This window comes from Methylobacterium sp. EM32 (assembly GCF_040593685.1).
Taxonomy (GTDB): domain Bacteria; phylum Pseudomonadota; class Alphaproteobacteria; order Rhizobiales; family Beijerinckiaceae; genus Methylobacterium.
Window position 1 is genome coordinate 1 of record NZ_JBEXZS010000192.1, and the last position, 18,342, is coordinate 18,342.

Below are 18,342 nucleotides of genomic sequence, written 5' to 3' on the forward strand. Positions count from 1 at the left end.
GGCGAGGGCGAGGCGGAGGAGAGCGGGCATGCGGCACAGTCCGGGCGGGGAGCCCCCCGGATCTACGCGCCCGGGTCCCGGGCCGGGAAGGGGCCGGAACGCCACGGGCCCGACGCCTTGACAGAATATGCAATGTTATATTGTTACAAGCATGGAGGTGCCCATGCCCGACGTTCTCCCACAAGCTTCCCGCTCACAGGATTCCCGCCTGCCCGTCACCGTCCTGTCCGGCTTCCTCGGCGCCGGCAAGACGACGCTGCTCAACCACGTGCTGGCCAACCGCGAGGGCCGGCGGGTCGCCGTCATCGTCAACGACATGAGCGAGGTGAACATCGATGCCGACTTGGTCCGGGCCGGCGAGGCCGGCCTGTCGCGCACCGACGAGCGCCTGGTCGAGCTGACCAACGGCTGCATCTGCTGCACCCTGCGCGACGACCTGATGCGAGAGGTGCGCCGCCTCGCCGAGGAGGGACGCTTCGACGCGCTCCTGATCGAGAGCACCGGCATCTCCGAGCCGCTGCCCGTCGCCAGCACCTTCTCGTTCCGCGGCGAGGACGGGCTGTCCCTGTCCGACGTCGCCCGCCTCGACGCGATGGTGACGGTGGTCGACGCCGTGAACCTGCTGCGCGACTACGGTTCGCACGACTTCCTGCGCGACCGCGGCGAGATTGCGGGCGAGGAGGATGCGCGCACCCTGGTCGACCTCCTGGTCGAGCAGATCGAGTTCGCCGACGTGGTGGTGATCAACAAGGCCGACGACGTCGGCCCCGGGCAGCGCGACCTCGTGCGCAAGGTGGTGCGCGGCCTCAACGGCGATGCCCGGATCGTCGAGGCCGGGTTCGGCCGGGTCGCCCTCGACACCGTTCTGGAGACCGGGCTGTTCAGCGAGGAGAAGGCCCAGGCCCATCCGCTCTGGTACAAGGAATTGTACGGCGCCGCCGAGCACGTGCCCGAGACCGAGGAGTACGGGATCGGCTCCTTCGTCTACCGGGCGCGCCGGCCGTTCCACCCGGCGCGCTTCGATGCCTTCACCAAGGCGACTTGGCCCGGGCTGATCCGGGCCAAGGGCCATTTCTGGCTCGCGACCCGGCCGGACTGGGTCGGGGAGCTGTCGCTCGCCGGCGCCGCCGCGCGGGTGGCGCCGCTCGGCCGCTGGTGGGCCGCGGTGCCGCGCTCGCGCTGGCCCGACCATCCCGACTGGCGTGACGTGCTCGCCCGCCACTGGAGCGAGGTGTGGGGCGACCGGCGCCAGGAACTCGTCTTCATCGGCGCCGGGCTCGACGAGGCGGCGATCCGGCAAGCCCTCGATGCCTGCCTCGTCGGACCGGAGGGCGGACCCGTGACGGCGGATAGGACGCTGCCCGATCCCTTTCCGGCTTGGCCTCAGCGCGCGGCCTGAGGTTTCGTCGCGCCCACGCTCGGGGACCGGCGTCCCGTAAGGCGTGGGCCGACCACGCCGCCGGACCGGCAGCCGGCGGCCCGCCGCGACATTTTCTCCGCCGTCTCCCGCTCCCGCAGCCGAAACCTTGATCCCGGCCGGCGCTTGCCGCATCGGCTCTCCCTCCCGGGATCAGGACCTACGCATGGCCTTGCCTCATATGGCTTCGCCTCATCACCCGGTCGCCCGCCGGTGACGCCGCGGGCGTCCACGACCGCGCTGATGCCGCTCGCCGAGGCGCTGGCGGCGCTCGCCGCCCTGGTGCGTCCGGTCGCGGCCGCCGACGCGAGCCCGGCCAATGCGGTCGGCGCCGTGGCGGCGCAGGATGTCGTGGTCGGGGCGGGCCGGCCGGCGGAGCGGCGAGCGCTCCGGGACGGCTGGGCGGTGGCGGCGGCGGCAATCGTCGGCGCCTCGCCCTACGCGCCGGTGCGGCTCGGGCGCCCCCCGGCCTGGGTCGAGGCCGGCGCGGCCCTGCCCGCCGGCACCGACGCGCTGCTGCCGCCCGATTCCCTCGGCGCCGATCCGCGGGAGATCGAGGTGGAGGCCGCGATCGGGGAGGGGACGCGGGCGCCCGGCACCGAGATGCCGCCGGGCACACGGCTGCTCGCTTCGGGCAAGCGGGTGAGCGCGCTATGCGGTCTCGCCCTCGCCGCCGCAGGGTTCGACCGGGTGTCCGTGCGCCGGCCGCGCCTGCGGCTGCTGGCGGCGGCGCCCGACACCCTGTCGCCGCTGCTCGCCGCCTGGATCGCCGCCCGCGGCGGAGTCACCGAGGCGGCGGCGCGACCGGCGGAGGTCGGTGATCTCGCCGCCGCCCTCCTGGCGCCGGGGACCGACGCCGTGATCGTCATCGGCGGCACCGGGCCCGGGCGGAGCGACGCCAGCGCCGCGGCGCTCGCGCGGGCCGGGCGGCTCCACGCCCACGGCATCGCCCTGCGGCCGGGCGAGAGCGCCGGCTTCGGCGAGGCGGCGGGGCGGCCGGTTCTGCTGCTGCCGGGCCGGCCGGACGCGGCCCTCGCCGCCTGGCTGGCGCTGGGCCGGCCGCTGCTGGCGGCGCTCGCCGGGGCCGGTCCCGATGCGACGCTCACGCTCCCCCTCACCCGCAAGGTGGCGTCCGTCATCGGCTTGACCGAGGTGGTGTTCCTGCGTCGCACGATCGCCAGTGCCGAGCCGCTCGGCGGGGCCGAGATCCCGCTCCATCGCTTAGGCCGGGCCGATGCCGCCCTGCTGGTGCCGCCGGCCCACGAGGGCTATCCCGCCGGGACCCCCGTCGAGGTGCTGCCGCTTTGACTGAATTCACCGCCGATTCCTTCCTCGCCCGTCTCGCCGCCGCCTCACGCCAGGAGCAGTTCCTGGCGGTGGTGAGCCGGGACGAGGCGATGGCGCGCTGGCGCGCGGCCGTGCCGCACGCGCCCCTAGCGCCCGAGACGGTTCCGCTGCACGAGGCGCTCGGCCGGGTGCTCGCCGCCGACATCGCCTCGCCGATCGACGTGCCGCCCTTCGACCGCGCCCTGGTGGACGGCTTCGCCCTGCGCAGCGCCGACACGGAAGGGGCGAGCGAGGCGGAGCCGCGCCGCCTCGTCCTGAACGCCGAGATCCTGGCCTGCGGCGTCGCCCCCACGCTCACAGTCGGCCCCGGCACCGCGACGCCGATCGCCACCGGCGGCGTGCTGCCCCGCGGCGCCGACGCGGTGGTGATGATCGAGGCGACCGAGTTCGAGGACGGGCCGGCACCCGGAATCGCCGTGAGCCAGCCGGCGGGGCCGGGCCGGTTCGTCGGCTATGCCGGCGCCGACATGGCCCGCGGCGAGACGGTGTTGCGCGCCGCCACCCTGGTCACCGCCCGCGAGATCGGCATCCTGGCGGCCTGCGGCCTCGCCGAGGTCGCGGTTTTGCGCCGGCCCCGGGTCGCAGTGCTCTCCACCGGCGACGAGCTGGTGGCGCCGGGGTCGAGCCTCGCGCCGGCGACGCTCTACGATTCGAACGGCGCCATCGTGGCGGCGAGCGTGGCCGAGAACGGCGGCGTCGCGGTGCCGGGCGGCATCGTGCCGGACGACGAGGCCGCGCTCGAAGCGGCGCTGAAGCGAGCCCTCGCCGCCTCCGACCTCGTCGTCCTGTCGGGGGGCACCTCGAAGGGGGCGGGCGACGTCTCGCACCGCATCCTGTCGCGGCTCGGCGAGCCCGGCATCCTGGTCCACGGCGTGGCGCTGAAGCCCGGCAAGCCGCTCTGCCTGGCGAAGGCCGGCGACGTGCCGGTGGTGGTGCTGCCGGGCTTCCCGACCTCGGCGATGTTCACCTTCCACGAATTCGTGGTGCCGCTGATCCGCGCCCTCGCCGGCCTGCCGGCCCGGGAGGAGGAGAGCGTGGAGGCGCGCCTGCCGCAGCGCCTGCCCTCCGAGCTCGGCCGCACCGAATACGTGATGGCGGCGCTCTCCCGCGGCAGCGACGGCCTGGTGGCTTTGCCGCTCGCCAAGGGCTCCGGCGCGGTCACGGCCTTCTCGCAGGCCGACGGGTTCTTCGCGGTGCCGGCGACCCAGGCCGGGATCGAGGCGGGCGAAACGGTGCGGGTCTCCCGGATCGGCCGGGCGGCGCGGCCGCCGGACCTGACGATCGTCGGCAGCCACTGCCTCGGCCTCGACCGGCTGGTCGGGCACCTGGCGGGACGCGGCGTCTCGGCCCGCACCCTCTGGGTCGGATCGGCCGGAGGACTCGCCTCCCTGCGCCGGGGGGAATGCGACCTCGCGGCGATGCACCTCCTCGACCCCGAGACCGGGCGCTACAACGCGCCCTACCTCACCCCCGGCCTCGCCCTGGCCCCGGGCTGGCGCCGGCTCCAGGGCGTGGTCTTCCGGAAGGGCGATCGCCGCTTCGAGGGGGCGTCGGCGCAAGACGCGGTGGGCGGGATCCTCGCGGACGATTCGGCCGTGATGGTCAACCGCAACACCGGCGCGGGCACCCGGGCGCTGGTCGAGGGCCTTCTCGACGGCGCCCGTCCCGCCGGCTACTGGAACCAGCCGCGCTCGCACAACGCCGTCGCGGCGGCGGTGGCGCAGGGCCGGGCCGATTGGGGCGTGGCGATCTCGACGGTGGCTGAAGCCTACGGCCTCGGCTTCCTCGCCCTCACCGAGGAGCACTACGACTTCGCCTACCGCGAAAACCGCCGCGACGAGCCAGCCCTGGCGGCGTTCCTCTCCCTCCTCGACGACCAAGCCCTCGCCGCCGCCCTCGCCGGGCTCGGCTTTGCCCGGGCGGGAGCGTGACGATGCGGGTCATCGGGCTCGCCGGCTGGTCGGGGGCGGGCAAGACGACGCTGCTCGTGCGGCTGATCCCGGTGCTCCGGGCCCGGGGCCTGCGCGTGGCGACGCTCAAGCATGCCCACCACGCCTTCGACGTCGACCAGCCGGGCAAGGATTCGTACCGTCACCGCGAGGCCGGCGCCTGCGAGGTGATCGTGTCCTCGAGCCGCCGCACCGTGCAGATCCGCGAGGTCGCGGAGGAGGCGCGCCTTCCCGACCTCCTGCGCCGGCTCGGGCCTTGCGACCTCGCGGTGATCGAGGGCTTCAAGCGCGAGGCGCATCCGAAGCTCGAGGTCTACCGCCACGCCAATGGCCGCCCGCCGCTCCATCCGGACGATGCCCGTATCGTCGCGGTGGCGAGCGACCATCCCTTCCCAGAAGCCGGCCGGCCGGTCGTGCCCCTCGACGCGGTGGAGGCGGTCGCCGATATCGTGCTGGCGCGGTCGGAGCCCCTCGACGCGGTGCTGGAGAGGCTCGAATCCCAGAGGGTCGAATCTCGGAAGGTTGAATCTGATGGCGCAGCTGACTGACGACTGCTTCGCCTTCGGCGGTCCCTTGCTCTCGGTGGACGAGGCCGCCGCCCTCGTGGCCGAGCGGCTGCCGGTGCTCGCCGGGATCGAGACCGTGCCGCTGATCGAGGCCGACGGGCGCATCGCCGGCGCGGACGTCCGCGCCGGCCTCGACCTGCCGCCCTTCGACAATTCCGCCGTCGACGGCTACGCTGTGCGGTTTTCCGACCTCGCGGCCGGGGCCGAGACCGTGCTGCCGGTGCGCGGACGCCTGCCCGCCGGCGCCGCGCCGGGGCGCGATGCGCTGGCGGGCTCCGCGCTGCGGATCTTCACCGGCGCGCCGATGCCGCCGGGGGCCGATACGGTGTTCATGCAGGAGGACGTGCGGCGCGAGGGCGACGCGGTCGCGCTGCCCACGGGCCTCAAACCCGGCGCCAACCGGCGGCGCGCCGGCGAGGACGTGGCGAGCGGCAGCCTCGTGATCCCCGCCGGCCGCCGCCTGACCCCGCCCGACCTGGCGCTCGCCGCCGCCACCGGCCACGCGGCGCTCGCGGTGCGCCGCCGCCTGCGGGTCGCGGTGTTCTCGACCGGCGACGAGCTGGCTGAGCCGGGCGCCCCTTTACGGCCGGGGGCGATCCACGATTCGAACCGCGTGCTGCTCGTCGCGCTCCTGCGCCGCCTCGGCGCCGCGGTGACCGATCTCGGCATCCTGCGCGACGACCCCGCCCTCCTGCCCGGGCGCCTGCGGGCGGCGGCCGACGGCCACGACCTCATCCTCACCTCCGGCGGCGTCTCGACCGGCGAGGAGGACCACGTCAAGGCGGCGGTGGAGGCGGTCGGCCGGCTGGTGTTCTGGCGCCTCGCGATCAAGCCGGGCCGCCCCGTCGCGATGGGTCTCATCGGCGACGCCGCCTTCGTCGGCCTGCCGGGCAACCCGGTCGCGGTCTACGTCACGCTGCTCGTCGTGGTCCGCCCGCTGCTCGCCCGCCTCGGCGGCGGCGTCCTCGACGCCCCGCCGAGCGAGCCCGCCCGCGCCGCCTTCCGCTACGCCAAGAAGGCCGGGCGGCGGGAATACGTCCGCGTCTCCCTGCGGCGGGGCGCCGACGGGGCGGTGGAGGCGGTGAAGTTCCCGCGCGACGGCGCCGGGATCCTGTCCTCGCTCACCGGCAGCGACGGGCTCGCCGAGCTTCCCGAGGCCGTGACGGGGGTGGAGGAGGGGGACCGGGTCGAAGTCTTTCGCCATCCGCTGCTGTGGTGAGACGGACGACCTGCGGATCGTGCCGGATCCGCGACACGATCGCCTGGACGACCAACCGGTCCCATGCTTACGCTTCCGCCTTCAGTGGCGCGTCGGACGCGGGGTCAGGTTCATGGGCATGGGTTCGTTGACGCACCGGCTGGTGACAGGTGCGATGGTGGCGCTCGCGGCGACGTCGGCGCTCGCGGCCGACGAGCCCTCGCGGCTGGACCAGGTCATTGAGCGCAAGGTCCTGAATATCTGCACCACCGGCGATTACCGCCCGTTCTCCTACCGCCCGGACGGCGCCAACGACTTCGTCGGCATCGACATCGATCTCGGCCGCTCGCTCGCCAAGTCGCTCGATGCGGAAGCCGTCTTCGTCCAGACCAAGTGGTCGAACCTGCTCGCCGACTTCAAGGCCAAGTGCGACGTCGCGATGAGCGGCATCTCGGTGACGCTACCGCGCCAGCGCGAGGTCTTCTTCAGCGAGATGTACCTCGTCAACGGGAAGGCGCCGATCGTGCGCTGCGACGAGGTCGCGAAGTACCAGACGACGGAGGCCATCAACCAGCCTTCGACCCGGGTCGTGGTGAATCCCGGCGGGACGAACGAGAAATTCGCCCGCGCCAACCTCGCCAAGGCGCAGATCCAGCTCTTCCCCGACAACCGCGTCATCTGGCAGGAGATCGCGCAAGGCCGCGCCGACGTGATGGTCGCCGAGTCGGTCGAGGTGAAGCTCCAGCAGACGCTGCATCCGGGCCTGTGCGCGGTGAACCCCGACCAGCCGCTGCAATACGGCGAGATGGGCTTCCTGCTGCCGCGCGGCGATGCGGTGTTCAAGGCCTATGTCGACCAGTGGCTGCACCTGACGAAGGCGTCGGGGGAGTTCGAGCGGATCTTCAACGCCAACATGAAGTGAGGGGTGGCGGAGCGTCCGGAGCCGGCAATCGGCCCGGCCGCTCCGCCGATGCCGTCCCGGAAGACGGTCCCCGCCCGCGCCGGAGCCTCTGACGGTCCGGCCCGTGAACCGGATTGAGTCAATCCTTGGCGTCGGGTTGTTCCCCGATCGCCGAAGTATCCAGTTTTCTGCGACCCGCCGGGCCCTGGGTTGACTGAGTCATGCAGTCGTCCCGTCGCCACTCTCTCGCCGGCGGGCAGTCCCGCAGGATCAGGGTCCTTCTGTCCTGCGAGAAGGCGTAGACACACTGCCAGACGTCTTTGGATTCGCCATCGATCGTCAGGTACCGACCGTCCGCGCGCCAGAGCATTTCGTAATCCCAGCCGTCACCTGCGTCGGACGTGATGCCGGTGATCGTTCGGCGCCGATCGAAGCACCAGGTGGATGACGAGACCTGCCACCGCACGCGATCGGGATGCCGTGTTTCACTCTTCCAACATCCATAGAACAAGCGCTTCGGACGATACTGAGACGATATCTCGGACGCGGCGGATCGTACCGGCGAGGCAAGATCGCAAATCGCCAATGCCACTAAAGCAACTGACACAAGCCAGACATTCGGCATTACGATCATCCTGACCTCGCGCAATCTGAGCGCGCCTTGGAGTCCGTGATACCTGTAATCCGTCCCATGATCGATCCTGTCCAGCCGTCCGGCTACTCGGCCCTCCGGCTACTCGGCCCTCCGGCCGATCGCCCGCTCCGCGTTGATTCGTTCCGCCCATCCGCGAGCCGTGTCCTCGCCCTTCAGATCGAGGAGCCGCGCCGCAGCGACGTCGGCGTTCCGGAAATCCGCCCCCGCCACGGTCGCACCCGTCAGGTTCGCCCCTGACAGGTCGGCGCCCATCAGCACCGCGTCGGTGAGGTCGGCGCCGCGCAGGTCGGAATAGTCGAGCCGGGCGCGGCCGAGATCGGCGCCGCGCAGGTTCGCACCCGAGAGGTTCACCGAAGCGAACACCGTGCGCATCAGGCCCATCGACTGGTTCTTGATGTCGGCCCCGCCCTTCAGGCCGGCGAGGTTCGCGCCGCTCAGGTTGGCGTTGCGAAAATCGCCGATCGGGATCGCGCGGCTGAGGTCGGCGCCGCTCAGGTTGGCCTCGCGGGCGGTGATCCCGAACATCCCGGCACCGACGAGCTTGGCGCCGGAGAGGTCTGCCTTGAGGAACCAGGATTGCTCGAGATTGGCCCCGCTGAGGTCGGTGCCGCGCAAGGAAGCCCGGTTCAGGCGGGCGGTGCGCAGGTTGGCGCCCTTGAGATCGAGCCCGGAGAGGTCGAGGCCGGACAGGGCCTTGCCCGAGAGGTCGACCGGCCCGCCCTTCGCGATCAGCGCCTCGATGTCGGCGCGGCTCATCTCGGCCCGGGTCATCGCCGGCGAGGCCATGTCGGCGCCGAGCAGCATGTCCTGCTCGGCGGCGGCCGGGCCCGCCGCCAGGACGGCGAGGGCCAGAGCCAGGGCAAGGCGGCGCATCGTTTCACTCCCGTCGGGGCAGGGCGCCGATCGATCGAGCGCCCGTCTGTTGCCCGCAATAGAGCATCAGGCATTCCCCGGGGCGAGGGCCACCAACGGCCAAAGGCCCGCGCGGGCCGGCCCGGAGGAGCCGACCCGCGCGGGGTCTCGATCAGTGACCGTGCGCCGGCTCACGAGCCGGTGCGTGCTCCCGCGCCGGTGCGGGCTCCGGCGCCTGCACCGCCCCCGCCTCGTTCTCCGCCCGCACCCGGCGGCGCTGGAAGAACCGCATCGCGACGACGAAGAAGACCGGGACCAGGATCACCGCCAGCACGGTGGCGGAGATCATCCCGCCCATCACGCCGGTGCCGATCGCCTGCTGGCTCTTCGAGGCCGCGCCGGTCGCGATGGCGAGCGGCACGACGCCGAAGATGAAGGCGAGCGAGGTCATCACGATCGGCCGGAAGCGCAGGCGCGAGGCCTCGACCGTCGCCGGTACCAGCTTCGTCCCGGGCTTCCACAATTCGCGGGCGAACTCGATGATCAGGATCGCGTTCTTCGCCGACAGGCCGATGATCGTGATGAGGCCGATCTTGAAGTAGACGTCGTTCGGCATCTCGCGGATCAGCACGCCGGCGACCGAGCCGATCACGCCGAGCGGGATGACCAGCATCACCGCGAGCGGGATCGACCAGCTCTCGTAGAGTGCGGCGAGGCACAGGAACACGATCAGCACCGAGAGGGCCAGCAGCAGGGTCGCCTGCGAGCCGGCCTGCTTCTCCTGCAGCGACTGCCCGGTCCAGGTATAGCCGAAGCCCTTCGGCAGCTGGGTCATCAGCCGCTCCATCTCGGCGATCGCCTCGCCGGAGGTGAAGCCCGCCGCCGGCTCGCCGGTGAAGCGGACCGACTGGTAGCCGTTGAAGCCGATGATCTGGGCCGGGCCGACGCTCCATTTCAGGTCGGCGAAGGACGACATCGGCACCATCGTGCCGAGGTGGTTCTTCACGCTGTAGTTCAGGAGGTCGGTGGCGTTCAGGCGCTGGCCGTCCTCGGCCTGGACGATCACCCGCTGCATCTTGCCCCGGTTGGGGAAGTCGTTGGTATAGACCGAGCCGAGGTTGACCTGGATCGTGTCGTTGATGTCGGCGAACGAGACGCCAAGCGCCGCCGCCTTCTCGCGGTCGATCACCAGTTCCGCCTGCGGCGCGGGCGGCAGGCCCTCGACGTAGACGTTCTTGAGGATCGGGCTCTTGCGGGCGAGGGCCAGCAACTGCTCCTGCGCCGCCATCAGGGCGGCGTAGCCCTTCTGAGCCCGGTCCTGGAGGCGGAAGCTGAAGCCCGAGGCATTGCCGAGGTTGTCGATCGGCGGCGGCTCCAGCGCCTGGATCACCGCGTCGCGGTAGCTCGCCATCGCCTTGTTGGTGCCGACGACCAGGGCCGCGGCCGACTGGTCCTTGCCGCGCTCCGACCAGGGCTTGAGCGTGACGAAGGCCTGCGAGGTCATCTGGCCCTGCCCCGAGAACGAGAAGCCGTTGACGATCGTAACGGTCGCCACGCCCGGCTGGGCCATCAGGTGCTCCTCGGTCTTCTTCACCGCCGCGAGCGTGCGGTTGAACGAGGAGCCCGGCGGGGTCTGGATGTCGACGGTGAAGAAGCCCTGGTCCTCGACCGGCAGGAAGCCCTCGGGCAGGCGCACGAAGGCGTAGGCGACGCCCGCGACCAGGATCAGGTAGACCACCATCATCCGGCCGGACTTGGCGACCGCCCAGGCGACGCCGCGGCCGTAGCGCGCGGTCTCGCGGTCGACGATCCGGTTGAACCAGCCGAAGAAGCCGCGTTTCGCGTGGTGGTGGCCGGGCTCGACGGGCTTCAGCAGCGTGGCGCAGAGGGCCGGGGTGAGCGAGAGCGCCAGGAAGGCCGAGAAGGCGATCGAGGTCACCATCGCGATCGAGAACTGGCGGTAGATGATGCCGACCGAGCCGGGGAAGAACGCCATCGGGATGAACACCGCGACGAGCACCAGCGTGATGCCGATGATCGCGCCGGTGATCTGGCCCATCGCCTTGCGGGTCGCCTCCTTCGGGGAGAGACCCTCCTCGGACATGATCCGCTCGACGTTCTCGACCACCACGATCGCGTCGTCGACCAGGATGCCGATGGCGAGCACCATGCCGAACATGGTGAGCACGTTGATCGAGAACCCGGCGAGCAGCATGATCGTGCAGGTACCGAGCAAGGCGATCGGCACCACGATCGTCGGGATCAGGGTGTAGCGGATGTTCTGCAGGAACAGGAACATCACGATGAACACCAGCACCACCGCCTCGACGAGGGTGTGCAGCACCTTCGAGATCGAGGCCTCGACGGCCGGCGTGATGTCGTAGGGGATGTCCCACTTCACCGTGTCGGGGAAGAACTGGGACAATTCCACCATCTTGGCGCGGATCGCCTTAGCGGTGTCGAGCGCGTTGCCGTCGGGGGCGAGCGTCACCGAGATGCCGGCCGCCGGCCCGCCGTTGAGCCTCGTGGTGAACTTGTAGTCCTCGCCGCCGAGCTCGATCCGGGCGACGTCGCGCAGCCGCACGGTCGAGCCGTCGGGATTGGCCCGCAGCACGATCGCGCCGAATTCCTCCGGCGCCCGCATCTGGCCCTTCACGACGATCGGGAAGTTGACCTTGTGGACCTCCGGGCTCGGCTGGGCGCCGACGGCGCCCGAGGCGATCTGGACGTTCTGGCGCGTGATCGCCTGGGTCACGTCGGAGGCGTTGAGCGACAGGCCGCGCAGCTTGTCGGGATCGATCCAGACCCGGAGCGAGCGCTCGGTCGAGTACAGGGTGGCGCGCCCGACCCCCGGGATGCGGCGGATCTCGTTGATGACGTTGCGGATGAGGAAGTCGCCGAGCGCGACCTCGTCCATCGACCCGTCCTTGGAGACCAGCGTGATGATGTTGAGGGTCGCCGCCGAGGCCTCCTCGACCAGGATGCCCTGCTGGCGTACCTCCGCCGGCAACCGCGCCTCGACGCGCTTGAGGCGGTTCTGCACCTCGACGCCGGCATAGCCCGGATCGGTGCCGGGTTCGAAATTGGCGGTGATCTCGATGACGCCGAACGAGTCGCTCGCCGATTCGAAGCTCTGGATGTTGGCCGCGCCGTTCAGCTCATCCTCGATGAGGCGCGTCGTGCCGGTATAGAGGTCCTCGACCGAGGCGCCTGGGAAGGCGGTCGAGAGGGCGATCGAGGGCGGCGCGATGATCGGGTACTGCGCCACCGGCAGCATCGGGATCGTCAGGACGCCGCCGAGACAGATGAACAGCGCGACGACCCAGGCGAAGATCGGCCGGTCGATGAAGAAGCTTGCCAAGGTGCGGTCCTCCCTCAGCGCTGCTCGGTCGAGGCCGGCTGGGGCGTGTGCCCCGCGCCGGCCGCCGCCACGGTGGTGGTCTCGAACGGCACGGCCGCGACCTTGGTGCCGGCGACGATCTTCTGGAAGCCCTCGGCGACGACCCGGTCGCCGGCCTTCAGCCCCTCGCGGATCACCCACTGGCCCTCGACGACGGGACCGACCTCGACCGGCTGGAGCACCACCTTCTCGCCCTCGCCGACGAGCCAGACCTGGGCGCGGCCGTCGTTGGAGCGGTGCACCGCCTGCTGCGGCACCGCGATGGCGTCGGAATCGATGCCCTGCTTGATCCGGGCGCGCACGTACATGCCGGGGAAGAGCTCGCCGTGCGGGTTCGGCACCACGGCGCGGAGCGTCACCTGGCCGGTGCTCGGATCGGCGGTGACGTCGGAGAACAAGAGCCGGCCGGGCTCGGGATAGAGCGAGCCGTCGTCCATGATCACGCGCACGCTCGCGACGTCGGCCGCGAGGCGGTCGAGCTCGCCGCTGGCGAGGTCCCGGCGCAGCTTGTTCAATTCGCCGACCGACTGGGTGATGTCGACGTAGATCGGGTCGAGCTGCTGGACGGTCGCCAGGTTGCTGGCGCCGCCCTGCTCGACGAGCGCCCCTTCGGTCACGAGCGCCCGGCCGATGCGGCCCGAGATCGGGGCCCGCACGTCCGTGTAGCCGAGGTTGAGCTGGGCGCGGTCGCGGGCCGCCTTGGCGCCGGCGACTTCGGCCTCGGCCTGCTTCTGGCCCGCGAAGGCGGCGTCGTACTGGGCCTGGCTCGCGGTCTGGCGCGAGAGCAGGGTCTCCAGGCGCTCGGCCTGCTGGCGGGCGAGCACGAGGGCGGCCTCGGCCTTGGCGAGCGTCGCCTCGGCGCTGGCGAGATCGGCGCGGAACGGCATCGGGTCGATCTTGTAGAGGACGTCGCCCTCCTTGACCTGGCTGCCCTGCTCGAAGGTGCGCTTGATCACGAGGCCGGCGACGCGGGCGCGCACCTCGGCGATGCGGGTCGGCGCGGCCCGGCCCGGCAGGTCGCGCTCGTAGGGAATCGGCTGGTGCTTGACCGTGACGATCGAGACTTCCGGCGGGGCGGTCGGGGCCGCGGGGGCGGCGGCCTGCTCGGCCGGCTTGCAGGCGGCGAGCCCGAGGAAGAGGGCGGTCGCTCCGAGGAGGATGCGGCGGCGTTGGGTCACGGGCGGTCTTTCCTGCGCGGTTTTCGGGAAGCGGGCGCACCGGCGCCGCGGGGCTTCCCGCGAGGGATTTTGGCAATGGATCCGGGCGAGGGATCGGAAGCGCACGGTGGCGCGCGGCTCGGATCGACCGAATCAGGTGTCGGGACTCTACAGGATCGCGCGCCGGTTCCGCTGCCGGTCGGGCACGCGGCATCGGTCAGCGTCGGAGGCTCGCAGGGTTCCGAGGCGGAGATGTGACGGGCCGTCAGGCCGTCAGACGAGAACCTTGGGCGGGCGCTCGGGCAGGGGGGCGCCGGCCTGGACCAGGGCGCCGAGGCGGCGCGGCGGCAGCAGCGTGGCGGCGGGGTCGGCCGGGCCGTCGGTCGGGCAGGCGAGGGTCGCGCTCGCCGCGCCGCTGTCGTCCGGGCGGGGATTGTCGACGCTGCCCGCCGTCAGGGTGCAGGCCGGGCTCTTGACCCAGTGCGCGTGCAGGCTCGCCATCGGCGAGGCGCCGTGGCCGGCGCGCAGGACCGGCTCCGGACGGCCGCCCGCGGCATCCGCCGCCGACATCGCCAGGAGGGCGAAGCCGAGGCCGAGAAGGGCGGTCGCGCAGAAACGCGCGAGAGATGTCCAGAGACGACCGGTCACGGAGCGAGACAATGGGGGTTCCGACTGCACCGCACAAGGCGCCGCGACATTCTGTCAGAGCCCTGACGGGGCCCGGCCGGGCGGGTGCGGGGACTTGATCCAACCGGCGCGCCGCCGTACCGATTTTTCGAAACAACGACCGGGAGAGAAGCCCATGAGCGCCGCGCGGGACGTCTACATCTGCGATTACGTGCGCACGCCGATCGGCCGCTACGGCGGCGCGCTCGCGAAGGTGCGGGCGGACGACCTCGCGGCCGCGCCACTCGCCGAGCTCGCGCGCCGCAACCCGGCCCTGAAGGAGGCGGTGGAGGAGGTGTTTCTCGGCTGCGCCAACCAGGCCGGCGAGGACAACCGCAACGTCGCCCGGATGGCGCTGCTGCTCGCCGATTACCCCGCGCACGTGCCGGGCCTGACCCTGAACCGGCTCTGCGCCTCGGGCCTGGACGCGGTCGGGGCGGCGGCGCGGGCGATCCGCGCCGGCGACCTCGACCTCGCGGTGGCCGGCGGCGTCGAATCGATGACCCGGGCGCCGTTCGTGATGGGCAAGAGCGAGGGCGCGTTCCAGCGCCAGGCCGAGATCCACGACACCACGATCGGCTGGCGCTTCATCAACCCGGTGCTCAAGCACCAGTACGGCGTCGATTCGATGCCGGAAACCGCCGAGAACGTCGCCGAGGATTACCAGGTCGGCCGCGCCGACCAGGACGCCTTCGCGCTGCGCTCGCAACAGCGCGCCATCCGCGCGCAGGGCGACGGGACCTTCGCCCGGGAAATCGTCGCGGTCGAAATCCCCGACCGCAAGGGCAACCACATCAAGGTCGATCGCGACGAGCACCCGCGGGCCGACACAACCGCCGAGGGCCTCGCCAAGCTGAAACCCTTCGTGAAGAAGGACGGCACGGTGACCGCCGGCAACGCGTCCGGCGTCAACGACGGCGCCGCCGCCCTGGTGCTGGCATCGCGCGAGGCCGCCGAGCGCCACGGCCTCACCCCCATCGCCCGGGTGCTCGGCCTCGCCTCGGCCGGCGTGCCGCCCCGCGTGATGGGCATCGGGCCGATTCCGGCGGTGGAGAAGCTCTGCGCGCGCCTCGGCCTCAAGCCGTCCGATTTCGACGCCGTCGAGCTCAACGAGGCCTTCGCCTCGCAGGCGCTCGCCTGCCTGCGTGGCCTCGGGCTGCCGGACGATGCCGACCACGTGAACCCGCATGGCGGCGCCATCGCGCTCGGCCACCCGCTCGGGATGTCGGGGGCGCGCATCGCCGGCAGCGTCGCGCTCCAGCTCGCCCGGACCGGCGGGCGGCTCGGCCTCGCCACGATGTGCGTCGGCGTCGGCCAGGGCGTAGCCCTGGCGGTCGAGCGCGTTGGCTGAGCAGGCCGCCGCGACGGGGCGCCGCATGGGGGCCCCGCCGCCGCATGACGAAAGGCCGGGGGCGCCGCACGGCGCCCCGCCACGCCGCGGAAAAAGCTGGGGGCGGCAGCCGAAACGCCGCGCTCGTTACGGTCATCCCGCACTGCACCATGGCACGGGCGCCCGGCATGGGGTAAGCAGTCCCTTCTTGCCCGTCCCCTTGTCCGTCCCGAGGAACCGCCTGGACGACGCGCCCGCCCTCCGGCGGGACGATCGCCGGCAGACGATCCCATGACACGCTCCCACCTCATCTCCGGCCCCGCCCTCCCGCCGCCAGGACGAAGCCACTCCTTCCGAAGCCGCCGCTTCGTCCTCCGGTCCCGGTGAGTCTCAAGCGATGCCCAGCAGACAAGGACCGCGCCCGGGCGCGGACGAGCTTCCGGCCGGCGCCTCCCAGGCGGACGATCCGGAATCGGAATTCCTCACCGTCCTCGGCCAGCGCGTCCGCACCATGCGGGCGGTGCGGGCGATGTCGCGCAAGATGCTGTCGCAGACCTCCGGCCTGTCCGAGCGCTACATCGCGCAGCTCGAGGGCGGGCAAGGCAACGTCTCGATCATCCTGCTGCGCCGGGTCGCCCTCGCCATGGGCGTGCGGCTCGAGGACCTGATCGCCGCGGTCGAGAGCCCGCCGGACTGGCCGGTGGTGCGCGACCTCCTGGAGAAGGCCTCGGCGGACCAGATCGCCGAGGCCAAGCGCGCGCTCTCGGGCGCGGCCGCCCCCGGCGACGCCCCGACGCAGCGCGTGGCGCTGATCGGCCTGCGCGGCGCCGGCAAGTCGACCCTCGGGCGGATCCTCGCCGAGCGGATGGGCTGGACCTTCGTCGAGCTCAACCGCGAGATCGAGCGCGAGAACGGCCTGTCGGTCGCCGAGATCTTCGCGATCTACGGCCAGGAGACCTATCGCCGCCTGGAGCAGGGGGCTTTGCGCCGCCTCGCCGAGCGGCCGGGCCCGATGGTGCTGGCGACCGGCGGCGGCATCGTCGCCGAGCCGGTCACCTTCGACCTGCTGCTGTCGTCGTTCTTCACCGTCTGGCTCAAGGCGCGGCCGGAGGAGCACATCCACCGGGTGCGCGAGCAGGCCGCCAAGGGCATCGCCCCGACGCGGATGCCCGACAGCGACAACGCCTTGCGGGAGATCCGCGGCATCCTGATGAGCCGCGAGCCGCTCTACGCCCGGGCCCGGGCGGTGGTCGACACCGCCGACCACACGGTGGCCGAGACCGCCGGCGAGTTGACCGGCCTCGTGGAGAACTACCTCGGCGGGCGGCGCGGCGCCTGAGGCGCCGGCGCCGCCACGGCTTAAAAACACCGAGCGGCGGCGCCGGCACACGTATTCTGGCCGCAAATGAGTCGGCAGGCTCCGGGCCGCAGGATCACGTCGCGATCGAGGAGCACGATGGAGAGTTCGAACCGGGCCGAGAGCTACGCGGCGCGAGAGGACGCGCACGAGGGTGCGGCGGCGCAGGTGGTCGAGGCGGCGCATTTCTCCGCCATCCGCAGCGTCCGCACCGAGGCCGAGGCGCTGCTGACCCTCGCCCGCTCCCTCGACCACGAGCTGAAGGCCGGGTTCGGCGCCGCGGTCGCGGCGATCCACGCCATTCCGGGCCGGGTGATCGTGTCGGGCATCGGCAAGAGCGGCCATATCGGGCGCAAGATCGCCTCGACGCTCGCCTCCACCGGCACCCCGGCCTCGTTCATCCACCCGAGCGAGGCCAGCCACGGCGACCTCGGGATGATCACCCAGCAGGACATCGTCATCGCCCTGTCCTGGTCCGGCGAGACGGCCGAGCTCGGCGACCTGATCAGCTTCTCCAAGCGCTTCGCCGTCACGCTGATCGGCATGACCTCGAACCCGGGCAGCACCCTCGGCCAGGCCGCCGACATCCTGCTGCCGCTGCCGCTCGTCAAGGAAGCCTGCCCGCACAACCTCGCGCCGACCTCGTCGAGCGTGATCCAGCTCGCGCTCGGCGACGCGCTCGCGGTGGCGCTGCTCGAGCGCCGCGGCTTCTCGGCCAGCGACTTCAAGCTGTTCCACCCCGGCGGCAAGCTCGCGGCCCGGCTCAAGACCGTGACCCAGCTGATGCATGCCGGCGAGGAGATGCCGCTGGTGCCCCGGGGCCTGCGCGTTTCGGAGGCACTGATCGCCGTGATGGGCAAGCGCTTCGGCTGCGCCGGCATCGTCGACGAGGCGGGGCGGCTCGTCGGCATGATCACCGACGGCGACGTGCGCCGCCACATGAGCACCGGCGCCGGCCACAGCGACCTCCTCGCCCGCCGGGTCGAGGAGATCATGACGCCGTCGCCGATCACCACCAGCCCTGGCACCTTCGCCAGCGCCGCCCTGGAGCTGATGAACCGCAGCCAGATCACCGCCCTGTTCGCGGTGGAGCGCGGGCGCCCGGTGGGGATCCTGCACATCCACGATATCTTGCGGGCGGGGGTGGTGTAGGGGGCGAACGGCCTTCACCGAAAGATTCTACACCCTCCGTGTCATTCCGGGGCCGCGCAGCGGATCCCGGAATGACACGGAGGGTGTCAACTCCTTGAATTGCTGTCCAACAAACAGCGATGACCAGCCCGGAACCGGTTATCGCGGCAGCAGGCGCGCAAGCGTCTTGACCCCGACCCAGCCCCAGTAGACCCGGTGATGGGCGATGAGCCCGTCGGCGAGGTCGATCATCTCCATCAGGTCGATCTGGTCGCCGTCCGGCGTCCGGCGCGGGCATTCCCACGCCAGCTGCTGCCCCGCGGAGGACGGTTCCCGTGCGGTACCAGCGGCCGAGCCCGTTCTGCGGCGACCGGAAGCCGTCCTCGAAAAAGTCCCGGATCGCCGCCCGGCCGGTG

14 protein-coding genes are annotated in these 18,342 nt (G+C 72.0%); 9 read left to right on the plus strand and 5 right to left on the minus strand.

Annotated features, from left to right (window positions below):
- Positions 1 to 163 precede the first annotated feature (163 nt).
- The 6 genes from ABZT49_RS25220 (at position 164) to ABZT49_RS25245 (ending at position 7,399) form a co-directional block, all read left to right on the plus strand.
- On the plus strand, positions 164 to 1,399 hold the full coding sequence (locus tag ABZT49_RS25220; RefSeq protein WP_355290075.1) for a GTP-binding protein: 1,236 nt from the start codon (positions 164 to 166) through the stop codon (positions 1,397 to 1,399).
- Positions 1,400 to 1,660: 261 nt separating this feature from the next.
- Positions 1,661 to 2,725 carry a molybdopterin-binding protein gene (locus ABZT49_RS25225; protein WP_355290077.1) on the plus strand — a complete coding sequence of 355 codons (1,065 nt, stop codon included), beginning with the start codon at positions 1,661 to 1,663 and terminating at the stop codon, positions 2,723 to 2,725.
- Positions 2,722 to 4,695, plus strand: coding sequence for a molybdopterin biosynthesis protein (locus ABZT49_RS25230; RefSeq protein WP_355290079.1), 1,974 nt, complete (start codon positions 2,722 to 2,724; stop codon positions 4,693 to 4,695). The genes ABZT49_RS25225 and ABZT49_RS25230 overlap by 4 nt, the downstream gene beginning before the upstream one ends.
- A 2-nt stretch (positions 4,696 to 4,697) precedes the next feature.
- Complete coding sequence (gene mobB, locus ABZT49_RS25235; protein ID WP_355290081.1) at positions 4,698 to 5,261, plus strand: molybdopterin-guanine dinucleotide biosynthesis protein B; 564 nt, start codon at positions 4,698 to 4,700, stop codon at positions 5,259 to 5,261.
- Positions 5,245 to 6,498 (plus strand): gephyrin-like molybdotransferase Glp, encoded by a 1,254-nt coding sequence (gene glp / locus ABZT49_RS25240; protein ID WP_355290083.1) that lies wholly within the window; start codon positions 5,245 to 5,247, stop codon positions 6,496 to 6,498. Before mobB ends, glp begins: the two co-directional genes overlap by 17 nt.
- 118 nt (positions 6,499 to 6,616) lie before the next feature.
- Positions 6,617 to 7,399: a transporter substrate-binding domain-containing protein gene (locus ABZT49_RS25245; RefSeq protein WP_355290085.1), complete on the plus strand. Its 783-nt coding sequence runs from the start codon at positions 6,617 to 6,619 to the stop codon at positions 7,397 to 7,399.
- 118 nt (positions 7,400 to 7,517) lie between these two features.
- On the opposite strand, the gene ABZT49_RS25250 is transcribed toward ABZT49_RS25245, so the two are convergent.
- The 5 genes from ABZT49_RS25250 to ABZT49_RS25270 form a co-directional block, all read right to left on the minus strand.
- A complete protein-coding gene (locus tag ABZT49_RS25250; protein ID WP_355290086.1) occupies positions 7,518 to 8,003 on the minus strand; it encodes a hypothetical protein in 486 nt (161 codons plus the stop codon).
- Between the two features lie 108 nt (positions 8,004 to 8,111).
- A complete protein-coding gene (locus ABZT49_RS25255; protein WP_355290088.1) occupies positions 8,112 to 8,906 on the minus strand; it encodes a pentapeptide repeat-containing protein in 795 nt (264 codons plus the stop codon).
- Positions 8,907 to 9,057: 151 nt separating this feature from the next.
- Complete coding sequence (locus ABZT49_RS25260; RefSeq protein WP_355290090.1) at positions 9,058 to 12,246, minus strand: efflux RND transporter permease subunit; 3,189 nt, start codon at positions 12,244 to 12,246, stop codon at positions 9,058 to 9,060.
- Between the two features lie 14 nt (positions 12,247 to 12,260).
- Positions 12,261 to 13,463, minus strand: coding sequence for an efflux RND transporter periplasmic adaptor subunit (locus ABZT49_RS25265; RefSeq protein WP_355290092.1), 1,203 nt, complete (start codon positions 13,461 to 13,463; stop codon positions 12,261 to 12,263).
- 252 nt (positions 13,464 to 13,715) lie between these two features.
- A complete protein-coding gene (locus ABZT49_RS25270) occupies positions 13,716 to 14,102 on the minus strand; it encodes a hypothetical protein (protein WP_355290094.1) in 387 nt (128 codons plus the stop codon).
- A gap of 142 nt (positions 14,103 to 14,244) precedes the next feature.
- Between ABZT49_RS25270 and pcaF the strand changes: the two genes are divergently transcribed.
- From pcaF to ABZT49_RS25285, 3 genes are all read left to right on the plus strand, one after another.
- A complete protein-coding gene (pcaF, locus tag ABZT49_RS25275; protein WP_355290096.1) occupies positions 14,245 to 15,459 on the plus strand; it encodes a 3-oxoadipyl-CoA thiolase in 1,215 nt (404 codons plus the stop codon).
- Positions 15,460 to 15,835: 376 nt separating this feature from the next.
- On the plus strand, positions 15,836 to 16,777 hold the full coding sequence (locus ABZT49_RS25280) for a helix-turn-helix transcriptional regulator (RefSeq protein WP_355290098.1): 942 nt from the start codon (positions 15,836 to 15,838) through the stop codon (positions 16,775 to 16,777).
- Positions 16,778 to 16,894: 117 nt separating this feature from the next.
- On the plus strand, positions 16,895 to 17,947 hold the full coding sequence (locus tag ABZT49_RS25285; protein ID WP_355290100.1) for a KpsF/GutQ family sugar-phosphate isomerase: 1,053 nt from the start codon (positions 16,895 to 16,897) through the stop codon (positions 17,945 to 17,947).
- Positions 17,948 to 18,342: the final 395 nt, after the last annotated feature.

Bases quoted from the DNA above. Each gene is read 5' to 3' on its own strand.
- ABZT49_RS25220 (WP_355290075.1), top strand. From the start codon at position 164: ATGCCCGACGTTCTCCCACAAGCTTCCCGCTCACAGGATTCCCGCCTG.
- ABZT49_RS25225 (WP_355290077.1), top strand. From the start codon at position 1,661: ATGCCGCTCGCCGAGGCGCTGGCGGCGCTCGCCGCCCTGGTGCGTCCG.
- mobB (WP_355290081.1), top strand. From the start codon at position 4,698: ATGCGGGTCATCGGGCTCGCCGGCTGGTCGGGGGCGGGCAAGACGACG.
- glp (WP_355290083.1), top strand. From the start codon at position 5,245: ATGGCGCAGCTGACTGACGACTGCTTCGCCTTCGGCGGTCCCTTGCTC.
- ABZT49_RS25245 (WP_355290085.1), top strand. From the start codon at position 6,617: ATGGGTTCGTTGACGCACCGGCTGGTGACAGGTGCGATGGTGGCGCTC.
- ABZT49_RS25250 (WP_355290086.1), bottom strand. From the start codon at position 8,003: ATGCCGAATGTCTGGCTTGTGTCAGTTGCTTTAGTGGCATTGGCGATT.
- ABZT49_RS25255 (WP_355290088.1), bottom strand. From the start codon at position 8,906: ATGCGCCGCCTTGCCCTGGCTCTGGCCCTCGCCGTCCTGGCGGCGGGC.
- pcaF (WP_355290096.1), top strand. From the start codon at position 14,245: ATGAGCGCCGCGCGGGACGTCTACATCTGCGATTACGTGCGCACGCCG.
- ABZT49_RS25280 (WP_355290098.1), top strand. From the start codon at position 15,836: ATGCCCAGCAGACAAGGACCGCGCCCGGGCGCGGACGAGCTTCCGGCC.
- ABZT49_RS25285 (WP_355290100.1), top strand. From the start codon at position 16,895: ATGGAGAGTTCGAACCGGGCCGAGAGCTACGCGGCGCGAGAGGACGCG.